The sequence below is a fragment of the Mesobacillus persicus genome, assembly GCF_900109925.1.
Lineage (GTDB): Bacteria > Bacillota > Bacilli > Bacillales > Cytobacillaceae > Mesobacillus_B > Mesobacillus_B persicus.
Window position 1 is genome coordinate 119,480 of record NZ_FOBW01000010.1, and the last position, 14,893, is coordinate 134,372.

General features: G+C 39.3%; 15 protein-coding genes. 3 read left to right on the top strand and 12 right to left on the bottom strand.

Translation table 11 applies throughout. The features are described from left to right. Nucleotides 1-166 precede the first annotated feature (166 nt). Nucleotides 167-814: an FMN-dependent NADH-azoreductase gene (locus BMX30_RS14770; RefSeq protein WP_090747208.1), complete on the top strand. Its 648-nt coding sequence runs from the start codon at nucleotides 167-169 to the stop codon at nucleotides 812-814. 134 nt (nucleotides 815-948) lie between these two features. Further along, nucleotides 949-1,104 carry a YpzG family protein gene (locus tag BMX30_RS14775; RefSeq protein WP_090747210.1) on the top strand — a complete coding sequence of 52 codons (156 nt, stop codon included), beginning with the start codon at nucleotides 949-951 and terminating at the stop codon, nucleotides 1,102-1,104. 83 nt (nucleotides 1,105-1,187) lie between these two features. Here the strand turns inward: BMX30_RS14775 and BMX30_RS14780 are convergent, their stop codons facing one another. From BMX30_RS14780 to BMX30_RS14825, 10 genes are all read right to left on the bottom strand, one after another. Further along, nucleotides 1,188-1,799, bottom strand: a complete 612-nt coding sequence (locus tag BMX30_RS14780; protein ID WP_244532614.1) for a response regulator — start codon at nucleotides 1,797-1,799, stop codon at nucleotides 1,188-1,190. Between the two features lie 8 nt (nucleotides 1,800-1,807). Continuing rightward, nucleotides 1,808-2,824, bottom strand: coding sequence for a sensor histidine kinase (locus tag BMX30_RS14785; RefSeq protein WP_090747215.1), 1,017 nt, complete (start codon nucleotides 2,822-2,824; stop codon nucleotides 1,808-1,810). Nucleotides 2,825-2,969: 145 nt separating this feature from the next. After that, entirely contained in the window at nucleotides 2,970-3,866 is an 897-nt protein-coding gene (gene nrfD / locus BMX30_RS14790; RefSeq protein WP_090747218.1) for an NrfD/PsrC family molybdoenzyme membrane anchor subunit, read from the bottom strand. Nucleotides 3,867-3,871: 5 nt separating this feature from the next. After that, on the bottom strand, nucleotides 3,872-4,408 hold the full coding sequence (locus tag BMX30_RS14795) for a 4Fe-4S dicluster domain-containing protein (protein ID WP_090747221.1): 537 nt from the start codon (nucleotides 4,406-4,408) through the stop codon (nucleotides 3,872-3,874). Continuing rightward, nucleotides 4,408-6,603: a molybdopterin-containing oxidoreductase family protein gene (locus tag BMX30_RS14800; protein ID WP_090747225.1), complete on the bottom strand. Its 2,196-nt coding sequence runs from the start codon at nucleotides 6,601-6,603 to the stop codon at nucleotides 4,408-4,410. The genes BMX30_RS14795 and BMX30_RS14800 overlap by 1 nt, the downstream gene beginning before the upstream one ends. Nucleotides 6,604-6,685: 82 nt before the next feature. Further along, nucleotides 6,686-7,291 (bottom strand): TorD/DmsD family molecular chaperone, encoded by a 606-nt coding sequence (locus BMX30_RS14805; RefSeq protein ID WP_090747226.1) that lies wholly within the window; start codon nucleotides 7,289-7,291, stop codon nucleotides 6,686-6,688. A gap of 346 nt (nucleotides 7,292-7,637) precedes the next feature. Next, a complete protein-coding gene (locus BMX30_RS14810) occupies nucleotides 7,638-8,072 on the bottom strand; it encodes a GtrA family protein (RefSeq protein WP_090747229.1) in 435 nt (144 codons plus the stop codon). Next, the gene (locus BMX30_RS14815) at nucleotides 8,041-9,114 is read right to left on the bottom strand and encodes a glycosyltransferase family 2 protein (protein ID WP_090747232.1); all 1,074 of its coding nucleotides are present in this window, start codon (nucleotides 9,112-9,114) and stop codon (nucleotides 8,041-8,043) included. The genes BMX30_RS14810 and BMX30_RS14815 overlap by 32 nt, the downstream gene beginning before the upstream one ends. Before the next feature lie 37 nt (nucleotides 9,115-9,151). Further along, complete coding sequence (locus BMX30_RS14820; RefSeq protein WP_090747235.1) at nucleotides 9,152-10,831, bottom strand: DUF6044 family protein; 1,680 nt, start codon at nucleotides 10,829-10,831, stop codon at nucleotides 9,152-9,154. A gap of 175 nt (nucleotides 10,832-11,006) precedes the next feature. Beyond that, nucleotides 11,007-11,714 (bottom strand): hypothetical protein, encoded by a 708-nt coding sequence (locus tag BMX30_RS14825; protein WP_090747237.1) that lies wholly within the window; start codon nucleotides 11,712-11,714, stop codon nucleotides 11,007-11,009. A gap of 221 nt (nucleotides 11,715-11,935) precedes the next feature. Between BMX30_RS14825 and BMX30_RS14830 the strand changes: the two genes are divergently transcribed. Then, nucleotides 11,936-13,681, top strand: a complete 1,746-nt coding sequence (locus tag BMX30_RS14830; RefSeq protein WP_090747240.1) for an AAA family ATPase — start codon at nucleotides 11,936-11,938, stop codon at nucleotides 13,679-13,681. 50 nt (nucleotides 13,682-13,731) lie between these two features. Here the strand turns inward: BMX30_RS14830 and BMX30_RS14835 are convergent, their stop codons facing one another. After that, a complete protein-coding gene (locus tag BMX30_RS14835) occupies nucleotides 13,732-13,977 on the bottom strand; it encodes a cytoplasmic protein (protein WP_090747242.1) in 246 nt (81 codons plus the stop codon). A gap of 70 nt (nucleotides 13,978-14,047) precedes the next feature. After that, nucleotides 14,048-14,419 (bottom strand): VOC family protein, encoded by a 372-nt coding sequence (locus BMX30_RS14840; protein WP_090747245.1) that lies wholly within the window; start codon nucleotides 14,417-14,419, stop codon nucleotides 14,048-14,050. Between the last annotated feature and the right edge of the window lie 474 nt (nucleotides 14,420-14,893).

Sequence of the window (14,893 nt, forward strand, 5' to 3'; positions counted from 1 at the left end):
GCAGCTAATAAGCCCTTAATTAGTTGGTCTTTTAAAATAATTTCAAAATGCTTCCAGTCCTGACACTAAATCTTCACGAACTTCACTTGTTAAGCAGCCTTTTATAAAGAAATTTTTATTATAATGGTGATATTGCTATAAATTAATAAGATAGGAATGAGACTTCATGGGAAAATTGCTTTATGTGACTGCCAATCCGAAGGGTTTAGATAAATCCAAGGGTTTACAAATTGGAGAAACCTTTATTGAGGCATTTCAATCCGAGCGACCTGATGTTGAAATTACCAGGCTTGATTTGTTTCAGTTTGATATTCCAGCCATGGATGCTGAATTGGTTTCCGCACGTGCGAAGGTTGGTGGATATAGAATTCCAATCGATCAACTTGAAGAAGGAGAAAGAACCAAATTAATAAAAATGCATTCATTAGCTGAGGATTTTAAGAGCTATGATTATTATGTATTTGTCTCCCCTGTCTGGAACCTTGGTTCCCCAGCGGTCTTAAAGGCCTTTTTAGACAACCTTTTTGTCCATGGAAAGACATTCGCCTTCACCCCTGAAGGACCTAAAGGATATCTCACGGACAAGAAAGGCATCCACATTCAAACACGTGGAGGAGTTTATACCCACGGGCCTATGAAAGATTTAGAATCTGGGGACAGGTATTTACAGATTGCTCTCAAATTTCTCGGCATTACTATGATGGACACTGTAGTTGCTGAAGGTTTTGACCATTTTCCAAATGATATACCAGAAATTGTTGCCAAAGCTAAAGAAAATGCGATTGTGGCTGCAAAGAAAATGGCTAGAAACTAAAGATGGTTTAGCGTTAGTCCTAAAACTAAAGGAGTTATAAGGGCTGGATAAAAACCCGCATTTTCGCAGACACTATAAATGATATTCATCAAGAATATCTCCCGTTTCAACTATACCATCCAAGAGGTGATTTGATGAGTTACAGAGATTTCTTAGACCCACAATCACAGCGCTTCGTGAAAAACACGACGAGACCGAAACACTTAAGCGCTCAAATTAATGGTGAAACGAAAAGAAGCCAGAGCAATACAATTGCGTTTAGTAATTCCAAAGCGCATAGGATGTTTTGATAACGGGATAAGTGAAAGTGAAAAAAGGCGCATTTATTTGCGCCTTTTTTCATTTGTCCAAAAACATTCAATTTGTTTTAAAATTAGAAGACATTGTACCTTTTTGCAATTCCTACCCATTCGAACCGTTTTTGGGTTTCAAGCTTCTCACCGATTTTTTGACGGTGATTTTCCACAGTCTTAACAGTTATATTAAGTTTATCGGCAATATCCTTTTGCGAATAGCCCATTACTGTTAGGACGAATACTTCTTTTTCTCGTTTAGAAATAGGAAGGTCTAATTGGTAGAAGCTATCAGAGGCAGATTCTTCTTCGAGAACTTGATTAGTAAACACTTTTTTATTAGCTAAAATTAAATCGAGTGATTCAATTAATTCTTCTTTTTTAAGTTGCTTTATTAAATATCCATCTGCCCCGCAATCATATGCTTTCTTTTGGTAGCCAATATCATCAAACATTGAAAAGATAACAATTTTTGATTCGGGTAAAATTTTTTTGAGTTTTTCAATTGTAGAAAGTCCATCGAGCCCTCCTGGCATCGATACATCTAAGAGAATTAAGTCTGCAGCAAAATCCTCTGCTAGCTTAATTGCCTCATAACCATCGGAAGCAAATTTTTTCGAATCAATACAAAAGGATTGCTGTAAAAGCATGGCTAATCCATCCCGCACGATTTCATGATCATCTACTACCATTAAATTCACTACTGAACTCCTCCATCTTTTATAAGTGAGACAAACCCTTCAACTTTGGTTGGACCACCTAATTTGCTACTCCATCGTATATCCCCGTCAAGTATTCTACTTCTTTCTAAAATGTGCCTTAAACCTAGGCCTTTATAGTTGTTCTCCATTTCAAAACCTGTTCCATTGTCATATATCGTAAAAAAGATATATTGTTGATGCAATTTTAAGTGAATCGAAATCATGTCTGCCTTTCCGTGTCTAACGGCATTGACAACTGCTTCTTGAATGATTCTAAAGAGATGAAGTTCTTTCTCTCTGTCAAAAGAACCGTTATCTTCAAAATCTAGGTCAAGCTCAATAACAATTTGATATAAATTCATCCAGTTTCTTATTGCTTCACGTAATGATTCTTTAATACCAACATGAAATAGCATTTCTGATCTTAGACTTTTCGTTAATTGTTTGATATCGTCAAGCGTTTCCCCCATAACGTTCACCATATTTGAAATATGACTTTGATAGATTGGATCTTGAACATTTTGTTTAATGACCTCAAGGCCAAGAAAGATACTGTAAACACCTTGCCCAATATGATCATGGAGCTCCCTAGCAATCCTTTTTCTTTCTGCTTCTTGGGCAAGCATCGTCTCTTGGACAAGGAGTTCATGAAATCTGGCACGTTCACTATGCTCATTTTCCACTGGCTGTCGTATACGAAGGACGAAGAATAGCTGATCGTTAATGAGAAGTTTCTTTAAAGACATCTCAAACTCTTCCATTCCTTCATATACCGCCATATGTGAGTTGAAGAATGGAATGGACTGTTCAGATGTCAGTATACATCGGTTTTCGTCATCTTCTATTTCTCTTTGGCTACAATAAGAACAATAGGGAACACTCCCACCTAACATCCAACCGGTCATAGCCGACGCTTTGTAATTCATATAATGAATGATTCTCGCTTCGTCCATTAAGATAATGCCCTCGGGAAGGTGTTCCACAATTTTCGAAAAAGATTCTTTGGGTATTTCCATCCAACTTCCTCCACAACCTATTTACGATTAATTTAAATTGAATATAGTTTTATTTTACCTTTATATCGAGACTATAGATTGTGAAATTTTAAACATTATTTGAATAATAGCCTGGACAAGGAATCGTCCAGGCTACTTCTAACGTTTAGAAAAAAGAGATTGGCACAGCTGCCAATAAAACTAACATACGAAGGATGAATCCTCCAGCTAGGACTGCACTTTCTGTTATAAGTGTAGCCGCAATTCCATGTGACCCTGAGGCTGCAACTTGAAGCCCTACCGGATCATGCTCGAATTTCTTTTTAGATAAAAGCTCTAATGCTTCAATGACAATTGGCAACACCAGTCCTACACCTATTAAACCAACCCAGAACAGCATGCTATATTGCCCTGAAACAATCATTGAAATCGACTCTGCTGCAGCAACATTCGTAGAAGATGTAATCAAAAACATCGTAAAGATTAAGAATACTTCTGCTACCAATAGAGATAAGTGAATCTTTTTGACTGAAATGACGTGATGAACCATCTTTTTATCAATAAAGGCGGACACGAGCATGGTTGCTGCAATCCCCGTTGACAAGCCGGAAACTACGAACAAGATTGGAAGAATAGCAGTGTTCCATAAAGGTACAGTTTGTACGACACCAATAAGGAAGCCCGTATAAATGGCTACTGCCCCTGCAAAGAAAATTCCAATGTACTCCACAATTTTGTTTACATCCTTTTTCAGGAATTCCATTAAGGCAATATAAGCTGCTGCCATCATGAAGAAACTGATGAAATAGGTTCCGATCGTCATAACAGAACTAAAATTAGTAAAGAGGTAAATGAACCTTAACGGGTCTTTCAAACCAGCCTCTGCGTCGACAATCAATAACAGTAAACCTACTCCCATTAATACCGGGCTGATAAACCTACCTACTTTCCTAATAATAGTTGCTTCCGGATATTTACGGGCAACATAGGAAGAAGTTAAAAACGCTCCTGCACTTAACCCTGCTAGGAATAAATAGGCTGCGATAATTGTTCCCCAAACCATCATACTCACCTCGCGTAATAGATTTTTGATTTTCCTAAGTCCGGCCTTAACGGCTGGGCATTATGTTTTACAATTGCTTTTGATACCTCGCTATTTGGATCATCAAGGTCACCGAAAATCCTTGCATCACTGATACATGTACTTACACACGAAGGCTGTTTTCCTTCAGCAACTAAATCAGCACAGAAGCGGCATTTATTAATGACACCGGTATGATGATCCTGTGTTCTTGCTCCATAAGGACAAGCCACTACACAATACTTACATCCAATACATTTGTCTTCATCCATCAAGACAATTCCGTCTTCTGTCGTATAAGTTGCCTTTGTCGGACATACAGTTTCGCATGGTGCATCTTCACAGTGTTGGCACTGAACCGGGATGATTTCATTTCGAACATTTGGGAAAATCCCTGTCTCTTGTTCGTGGAAATGGATATATGAAATCTCAACCGGCAGCTCATTCTGCATTTGGCAAGTTACACGGCAAGCATAACAACCCACGCATTTTTTCGTATCAATAAACATTCCATATCGTGCCATCAGCCTTCCACCTTCCTCACTTTAACGATTACTTCATGGATATTTCCTGAACCACTCCACTTTTCAAAGTCAAACGGAACATGTTCCATGTAGCCAAATCCAATGCCATATCCGATTTTTTGATCCTTAGAAGTAATACCATAATGGCTTGGAACAAAGATAGCTTCGGGATGAATCCTTTCGGTCACCTTGACTCTAATTTTACTGGTTGCCTCACTAGAAGTTACTTCCACCATATCCCCTTCTTTAATACCTAAGGCTTTTGCTCTTGCTGGGTTGATCCAAATTCTCTCTAAATCATAATCTTTCGTAATTTGCATCAAAATGGATATATTTGCGGTTTGAGTATGACTATGGATGGCTTGTTTTCCTGTGATCAAACGGAAAGAGTTTTTATCTGGGTTGACCTTTGGTTCGACCCATTCAACAACCGGGTTGAATCCCGCATTCTTATAGGTCTCGCTATAGAATTCGACTTTCCCTGATGGTGTTTTAAGCTTAGGCATTTCACCAAGTGTAATCGCTTGATCTGGGAACATGATGGTCCCTTTTTCTTTTAACTCCTGATAGGAAATTCCTGTAGGCTTAAGCATGGCTTCATTTAATTCATCAAGGGTAAAATTAAAGTATTGCCCCACCCCGCATGCCTCAGCAAGTTCCTTGTAAATTACATCAATCGGCTTCGTTTGCGGGTGCACCTTGTCAACGATTTGCTGCCTTAGTGCCATACCCGGAGTTTTCCCTTTTAGTCCTTCAATTGCTTCCGTTCTTTCAATATAACTAACATCTGGTAGAATATAATGTGACAGCAGAGCTGTTTCAGACATCTGAACATCAATCGATACAACTAAATCCAATTTTGAAAGTGCTTCCTTCATCACTTTTGGATTTCCGTAACCTAAAGCAGCATTTGAATGGTTATAAATAGCTGCCTTCATTTTTCCTTCAAGTGCTTCTTTTGCGACAATCGTCGCCACTCCGTTCGATTCATAAGCAAGAGGGAATTCTTTCACGCCTGCTTTAGGTAGTTCGGGTTCTTTTGGGGAAGGGTGTTTTGCCGAATCCAACTTTCCAAGGTTCGGTTTTCCACTAAAGACGCTTCCACCCTTTTGCTGTAGATTTCCTAGCAATGCGTTGAACATCGCTACAGCACGCCCTGTTTCTGTACTATTTTCATAGTTACAGCCAAATGCACCTCTCCAGGATTGTTCGATTAAAGCTTTCGGTTTCGCTTTCCCCATGTCAATGGCAATGCGAGAAATCGTATCTGCTGGAATGCCCGTTAATTCTTCAGCCCACTCTGGAGTATATTTCTTAAGAACTTTTGCGTACTCCTCGAATCCTACAGTGTTCTTTTCGATGAATGCTTTATCATGAAGATTCTCCCTGATTAGAACATGCGACATCGCCAATACTAACGCAAGGTCCATACCTGGACGAATCGCTAACCATTCCGTTGCCAAATTTCCTGTATTGTTTAATCTCGGGTCAACGATGACAATTTTAGCACCATTGTCCTTTGCTTCAGCAAGGGCTTTAACAGAACTAGGGCGAATCGCATCTCCATAGCTTCTACCAATGAACATAATGTACTTTGCACTGCCAATATCAGCACTCGTAGACGTAGCTCCAACAGTATGAAGGAACCCTGCATCACGGGCATTTGAGCAAACAACATGATGTGTATAATAGTTGGCAGACCCCAAAGCATTAATGAAGCGTGGAGAATAATATTTCCCTGAAGCTCGTGGATCCTCTGTTAGAGATATACTTTCTGGTCCGTGATCTTTAATAATCTGATTTAGTTTCTCAGCAATCTCCTTATATGCTTGGTCCCATGATATTGGTTCAAACTTTCCTTCGCCAACTCTTTTCAAAGGTTCAGTCAACCGGTCTGGAGAGTATACCAACGTCGCATACCCGTGTCCCCTTGCACATAATTTTCCTTTTGCATAAGGATGATCAGGGTGCCCTGTGATTTTCCATAATCTCCCGTTTTTTACATGTCCGATAATTCCGCATTTACTTGAACATCCATTACATGTACTTGGGATTTCTAGTACTTCAACGTTCTCACTTGCCTTTACATACTCATTAGACCATTGATTAAATCCAACAGTACCAACAGAAGCTAAAGCAGCTGTAGCCGTGGATGCTTTAATAAAACCTCTCCTTGATAGTTTCGTATCTAGCATAATACAGACCCTCCTTTTTCTTTCAACGCTTCTTTCCTATTGTTAATGTTTCTTATTCCCAACTGGAAGTAACTGGTTCTAATTATTTTTCTCTCCTTAGGTCCATGAGGATTTCCATCAATAAACCTGTCATTTGAAGATAGAATACATTCTTATCCCCAGTTGCTTCTATTAACTTTTTATAGAACTGTTCTAGCCAATCGAAGTGGTCATCGATAAACTGCTGAACAAATTCCTCAGAGGAGTTATCAATAAAATATGCCAGCAGTTCAAGTAAAATCGTTAAATGATCTGGTGTACTTGCATATTCTGCCGGAATCTCAATTTCAAACTCTTTTAAGATATGGCGAATATGTAAAGCCGAATCTCCTAGTAAATAGCCTGTACTTTTAGAGAATGGGAGTGTACAAGTTCGGTCTTCTGTCCATTGTTTGTATAGAGACTCTACTGGATAGGCTGCTGTTTCTACTTGATTCGATAACGTTTGGATATAGAGGTTCTGCAATTCTTCAAGACTTTGAGGTATTCTTACACCCCATTTGCTATATGTTGCTCTGTTATTGATGTTATCTACGAATTCACCCGATACTAAATAATGCCAAAATTCTCTTGTTGGAGGTTGGTACACTTCTGCGAAGAGAGAAATTATTTCAGCAGTAGTTCCTCTTAATTCTTGTACTTCATTCATACGCTTTCACCACCTTCTTTGAAACATCTGCTCCCTACATGTCCACTATATGAAAAACCACTATGTGAAACAACGAACATTATGTGGCTATTTAGTTGAAAGTAACTAGAGGATATCACCTAAAAAGAGATTGATAACCGTATTCAGTTAGGCTTAGATCATGAAGAAACAAGTACTATATAGACTTCAGCTAAGTTTTTTCCTCATTACTTTGTGAACAGATTCTTACTATTGTATGAAAACCTCAGACAAATTTCGGCAATTAACTTAGCATAAAAATGAATAAACGAGCTAGGAAACCCAGCTCGTCTTCAAATCTTTTATAAGTTAATACGTTTTTATGTTCTTACTCTTCGGATAGTTTTCGAAAAACAAAACTCTTTTGTCCCAGATAATTCGTGAGTGTGTAGAGAATCGCCCCTCCCAAAATGGCTAACTCATCTTGAGTTACAAAGTTTGTAGCCCAGTTCGGGATGCTAACGTAGTCTGCAACTACTTCACTCATGGAATAGGAAATAAGGTAACAAATGAAGATAACAACAACAAACTTAGGCATTCCTTCTGACACATTTAGTTTGCTATTAAAGGTAAACGAACGATTCAAAAAATAACTGACCACTGCACCTATCGAATTCCCAGTAAAAGTTGCCAACCAGTAAGTCCACCCAAACAGGTTCAACAAAACAAACATGGTCGATAAACCAATGAAAGTATTTGCTACCCCTACAAGAAGGAAGCGGAAGAAAGAATTAGTTCGTTTCAGTCTGTTCACCGCGATCATCAATAATAGACTCCTTGTTTGCATTTATAAGATTGGTTCGCTCATTTAAAGAACTTGAAAAGAGGGGTGCATCCACGATATCAGGTCTACCTAAACTAAGTAAATCAATATCAACATTGTATTTTGGACGCCGCTTCGTTTCTTTATAGATTTTTCCAATATATTCCCCAACGAGTCCCAAGCCAATTAGCTGTAGCCCGCCGATTAACCAAATCGAGGTTATTAACGAAGTCCAGCCCGTTTCCGTTTCCCCAAAGAACTTCAATGAAAGAAAATAGCTTCCGAAAAGAAAACTAACGAAAAACGAAATGAAGCCAATCAGTAGGACTAGCCTGATAGGTGTAACAGAAAAGGACGTAATCCCATCTAAGGCAAATGCTAACATCTTCTTTAGTGGATATTTCGTTTCCCCTGCAAGACGTTCCTTCCGATCATAAAAAACAGAAGTCGTTTGAAAACCTATAAGGGGCACAATTCCTCGTAAGAACAGATTCGATTCCTGGTAACGCTCAAGCTCTTGAACCGCCCGCTTACTCATCAATCGGTAATCAGCATGATTATAAACCAAGTTGACTCCCATTTTTCTCATAAGCTTATAAAATCCTTCTGCCGACGTTCGTTTAAAGAAACTATCTGTATCCCGCTTAGCTCTAACCCCATAAACGACCTCATAGCCTTCCTTAAACTTAACAATGAATTCTCGCATGACTTCAATATCATCCTGCAAATCAGCATCAATACTAATCACACAGTCAGACCTGTCCTTGGCTGAAAAAAGGCCAGCTAACAAAGCATTTTGGTGGCCAACATTCCGCGCAAGCTTCAACCCCCTAATGTGTTCGCCTTTAATACTTTCTTTATAGATCAAATTCCATGTATCGTCCTTACTTCCATCATCAACAAACAGAATCCGACTTGCTCCGGAAATATCATTTCTTCGTATCATGCCCTTAAGAAATTCCTTTAGTTTATTGAAGGTGACTGGCAGAACATCTTCTTCGTTATAACATGGAACCACAATCGTTAGTACTGGTTCTTCCATCGCTGTATCCTCCTTGGTGCAACTTGCACTTACTATTTTAAATTGCTCTGTATAAATGTATTTTCCAAGCAGATTTATCGGAGTGGAACACTTCCTCTAAAGTTAAGCCGTTTTCTGCTGCGTTATCAATTGGTATGGCCGAAAAAATATATCTCCCACCCATATTCTTAAATTGAAGGATATTGAGTTCTAGATTCTTCAAACTTTTCTTCGAATTCTTCTTAAACATATAGTGCTTACCTAACTCATCGGTAAAGATATAACAACGTCCGCCCCACTCATCAAAATAGGTTCGAATCTTCTTATTTTTTTCTAATTCCTTTTCAATAATTTTACGGAACTCATATTTATAAGAAAGTGGATAAAAATTGTTGTATGTATCAAGTGTAAAAAAGCCATTATATTGGGCAATCGCAGGATGAATACCTATACTAGCAACCCGATACTCCTCCTGTGGAAGCCCTATATGGTTTTTGATTTCAGAGAATTGTTCAACTGCGTAAAACTCGCCAACTGAAGGCTTATTTTTGAAGATAATCTCTTCATTAGCAAAAATGAGCAATGCAATTTGTGCAGCTGTCAGCCACGGAACAATTTTTCTCCACGATGGGCCGCTTTGCCAAATAACTTTCAACCCAATGGCAAATAAAACATAGATAATCAGTGGCCGTAAAAAATGGTAGCGAGCAAAATTAAAAGTATCAAGAAAATGAAAACGTTCAGTCAATGGGAGCCATCCTTTATAGAACCAGAAGGCATACCAAGCAGAAAGGGCAAAGTTTAGGAAAAACAAAAAAACAAACACTCTTTCCTTATGCCACCAGTTTTTGAACCATATCAGAATGAAAGCCAGAAACATAACAGGCTGAATGAAGATTGTATGGACGGTTAACACATGATTATGGCCAAGAAAGTAGTTCTTAAAGGTCAGTCTGACTGAATGCCAAAAGGTTAACCGGGCATGAAAATATTCATCCCTGCTGTTTGGCTCGTGATCAAAAAGGAAGGAATAGACAAGTCGGTATTCGACTAGCATAAAAATTAATGTCATATATACAATTGAAAATAAAAACGGCCAATTCCATCCTTTCCCCCTAATAACATCAACTACCCAGAAAACTCCCATTGCACTTAGAAAAAAGAAAAAACCTAGAACAATGCTGGAATATAACGGGAGTAGTGTAAGAACTAAATAATACTTCCATGAGAGGTTGCCATTTCGGATGTGTAGAAATGCCCATAATGCCAGTGGCATTCCAAGGGTACTGAGCATTCCTGATGGCCAGAATGGGGTCATCGCAAAAGCGAGGGCAACTCCCACTCGGATCAGTGCCCATTTCTTATCTGGTACGAAATGGGACTTCAAGAGTAGGTACATTCCCAAAAAGGCCACAAATCTAGTAACGGCTTGGCTGATCCCGTAGGCAACCATCGTAGGAAACAAAGCGTGTAACCAAACAATTAGACTAAACTCCGTTCCAAAGGCATTCCGCTGTAATTCACCATTGATTACTTGGGGAATCCTCGCGTCTGTTGCCCCTACTAGCTCGCCACTCTCGGCTAGTACCTTGTACCAAGCCAAATTTGAATCTAAATTATCATGTACTCTAATATGGGCATCCTCACCAAGTATGAACGGTGGAGAAAGGAATAACGCCAAAAAGATAAGAGCACCTATTAATAGTTTCTTTTCAGTATTAGATTCTGTTAAACCCAATCTTTCCACCCCATAATTGCCGTAATCTTACGCTTAAGTTGTACTTTCCCCCTTGTTTCTATTCCCTCGATTTCCAAGATTGAGTATTTACGGGATAGATTTCATTTATTAAATAAATTGCTAACGTTACATAAAAGAAGAGCACCAACTTCATGGCGCTCTTTTTACACATTTATTAAAATTCATCATACCCAGTTAAGGAATCCATATGACTGGCTATCATGGCAATAATCGTACCTGCTTCTTCCTTAGTGAAAATAAAGTTCGATTCGTCCTTAATCAATTCATCATCTTCAGTCCATAATCGGTTAATACGTCGTAAAACACCGTCCCCAGTATCAGTGACAACCCCAAATTGATAGGTGACTTCAACCTCATCTTCCTTTTGGAAGGCAGTAACTTCTGGAGTTTCCCATTCCACATCGATTTCTTCGAAGATATCTCCGTCTTCATTCATGACTTCCCCAACGTAGTATTCATCTACATCATCGTCATCTTCAACATAATATTCCACTTCAAATTCATTTTCTTCATCTTCATCTTCGTCTACAAAATAAACCTCTGTGTCGTCCTCATTTAAGAAATCATGGAAGCTCTCATGGACGGCATCCACAATATCATCAATGTCTGCAAGGATGGTACGTGAAGGCTGTTCAAGGTCCACATCAAACGTCTCAACATAAAACTCTTCATTATGAGGGTCAAAAAACAAGGTGCAGAAATATTCTCTTTCATCGTCCTCTGTTTCCACAAAAAACTCAATTCGTGGGTGTTTTGCACTGCGATCAATGGACATATGACCAGTTTGATCAAACTTTTCACAAATTGATTCCAAATGTTCCTGTAGTTCTCCTGTTACCCTGTCAAACCATTCTAATGACAAGAGCCTCACATCCTTTCGATTTACTCGCAAGTATTATGTCCGTTTTTTGCCACCTAATCCCTAATCTAGTTTCCTCCAATATCTACCATCCTAGGTACCTGTACAATAATACTCGGTTAAGCTTGAGCGAGCGTTTTCCTCTTTTCATGAAATTACCATCTCATTTCCTTTATATAAAATTTATAATTAGAGGAGATGAATGAAGGAGATGGATGGACTGAATGATGAACAGATCAAAGCTTATCTCTAAACTACTCCCCTTTTTAGTGATTTTTCTAATTGGATCCATAGTAGCTTTTACTTGGTTTCTACAACAACCAAGCAACAAGATCACCGTCCCTTTTCCAACGTTGGTTCAAACCGTTGAAGCTCTCGGTTCCAATTCTGCGACGCTAACAGAAAAGGCGAACGGGGTTTTAGAACTCGAGACAAAAGACGCAATTTATATCTCCCAGGTTCCACCAAACAGCCAGATGATAGCTAATCTACTCGAATCCAATAATATTATCTATAGTTACTCTAGTAGCAGTGAATACGGCCCGTTAATATTAGGAGGTGTCTTGTTCCTTCTTGTTATCGGCGCGTTAGCCCTCCAGCGGAAAGCACAAGGTGGTATTTCGCTTGGCAATAAAATGAAAAGTAGCTTAACCAAACCAACCCAGTTGCCCTCGATTTCATTAGATGATATTGGAGGGTTACAGGATGAAATGAAGGAGGAAATTCTTCAAACCCTCTCCATCCTAAGGCAACCTGAACAATCATTAAAAATGGGTATCAAAGCCCCAAAGGGAATTCTTTTCTATGGCCCCCCAGGAACAGGGAAAACCTTACTTGCACAGGCCATTGCCCATGAGTTGGGCGCTACTTTCTTTTCTAGTAGTGGGTCTGCTTTTAATGAGATGTTTATTGGAGTTGGTGCCTCACGGGTCCGTAACCTTTTTGCAAATGCACGGAAACAAGGGCCTGCTGTTATTTTTATTGATGAAGTTGATGCCCTTGCAGGAAAAAGGAAGCCACATGGCGGGGAAGAAGGCGAAAAAACACTTACTGAACTTCTTGTCCAACTAGATGGGGGTCATGCGAATGATGGAATTTTGTTTATTGCAGCAACAAATCGGAAAGATATGCTAGATGACGCTTTCCTCCGTCCTGGCAGGATTGACTTTACCTTCCAAGTTCCACTTCCAGATACAAAGGGTAGAAGAGAGATCATCGAAATTCATACAAAAGGGAAAAATCTCTCCGATGATGTTCGAAATTCGCTAGATGAACTAGCCGAAAGCACTTCCGGTTTTTCCGGTGCTGAAATTGCCTCATTATTCGCCAATGCTGGTCGACTCGCACTCAGGAATGGTCGTGATTCATTGGTCAAGAGTGACCTTGATTCGGCGCTCGACCGAACAATCCTTGGTAGCAGTTCTCGTGCTCTTCAAGATGCCAACGTAAAACGCAGAGTGGCTATCCATGAAGCTGGACATGCACTACTTTCCGCTGTAACAAACCCTGGGTCTATTAGGAAAGCAACCATTGTCCCACGAGGACAAGCACTTGGATATGTAGCACCCATTGCGAAGGAACTTCAATTATCTACAACTAGTGAATTGCTAGACCGAGTTGCCATGATACTTGCTGGGGGAGTTGCTGAGCGTATCTACCTTGGCGAACATAGTATCGGCGTAAGTGGTGATGTTCAGCAGGCCAAGCAAATCATTGAACAAATGGTAGACACCGGTCTATTACAGGATGAATTTACGCTCACGTTTAACAAAGAAGATAAAGAGGCAAAAATGCAGGTCCTTTTCGAGAATGCTCTCGAACGTTCAAAAACGATCATTCGAACTCATGAAGACCAGTTTCAAGGACTTGTTGAAGCACTCTTAAAGAAAGAAACACTTGAAGGAACTGAAATCGAAGAAATCGTAAACCAGAACAACCATAAAGCTCCAGAAATGCTAGCTTTCGTATAAAAAATGAGCAGTGATAAATCTAGAAGATTTTCACTGCTTTTTTATTAGACCTAAAACCATACCTTCTGCAGTTCTCTTAAAAATCCTACGTTTATAGGAACCCCTGAGCTCTCCCCGATGATTGAGTCTATGCCGCAATAAGGACATATGGCCGTTTCACCATTATCCACCCATTCATCGATTTCTCTAGGATGGAAGATTTTCAAACAGTGAAAACAACCACAAACATGATCCTTCGTCAATTCATTTCTGTTTTGGCTACTAAACCGATGTGCTTCTGCTAACTCTTTTTTCATTTTTTCTCCTTTTTTTCATGTGCCCGAAGAATTTGCGCCTAGAAAAGACTCCCTACCAGCCTTTCTACATCTAACATTTCCATTCTAAAAGTTCAATCCTATTTCCAAAAGGATCATTCACATAAAAGCGATTGGCGCCTGGTAGCTGATTGTCTTCAGTAAAAGGAATCCCGTTATTCATTAAGTGAACTTTTAACTCCTCAATATTCTCAACTTCAAATGCAGGATGTGCTTTTTTAGCTGGCGAAAAAGGCTCCTCAATCCCTATGTGTACTTGCAACTTTCCGCAGCTGAACCAAACCCCACCTCTTTTTTTCAATGCATCCGGTTTCTCAATTTCGTCAAAGCCTAAAATATCAACAAAAAATCTTCTTGCAGCATCTTCCGCCCCACTTGGTGCAGCTAATTGGATGTGATCAATGGATTTAAAGACAAAAGACATATTGTGTGCACCTCCATATCCATTATTATGATGTTAACCTATCGATATTTAAACTCTTTCATAATGTTTCTATATACGACAAAATGTTAATGATAACCTGTAAGAAAATAAAAAATACGCCATGAAAAGATTCATGACGTACGCAAAGAACAAAAGCGTAAGCGCCTTGGTCAGCCCCGTGAGTCTAGACGAGCCGACAAGAATTGCCATCAAGTAAGCCTCTAAATAAGGGGAGAAATTCCTCTTATTATGAAAAAAGCACGAAAAATAGAGTAAATAGGGGGAAAGATTCCCCCTATTTACTTCAGAACCATGAAAATGAACCATTTTGCTTTGCCTTAACGGGAAAAACTCCCCTTATATCCTCCGAACCTAGCCCTATTCTGAAGGTTAACGGGAAAAACTCCCCTTATTTAAACAATCAGAGGTCTCAATTAAGGATAAGAAAGAAGATTTGCTTCATTCTTCTGCCTC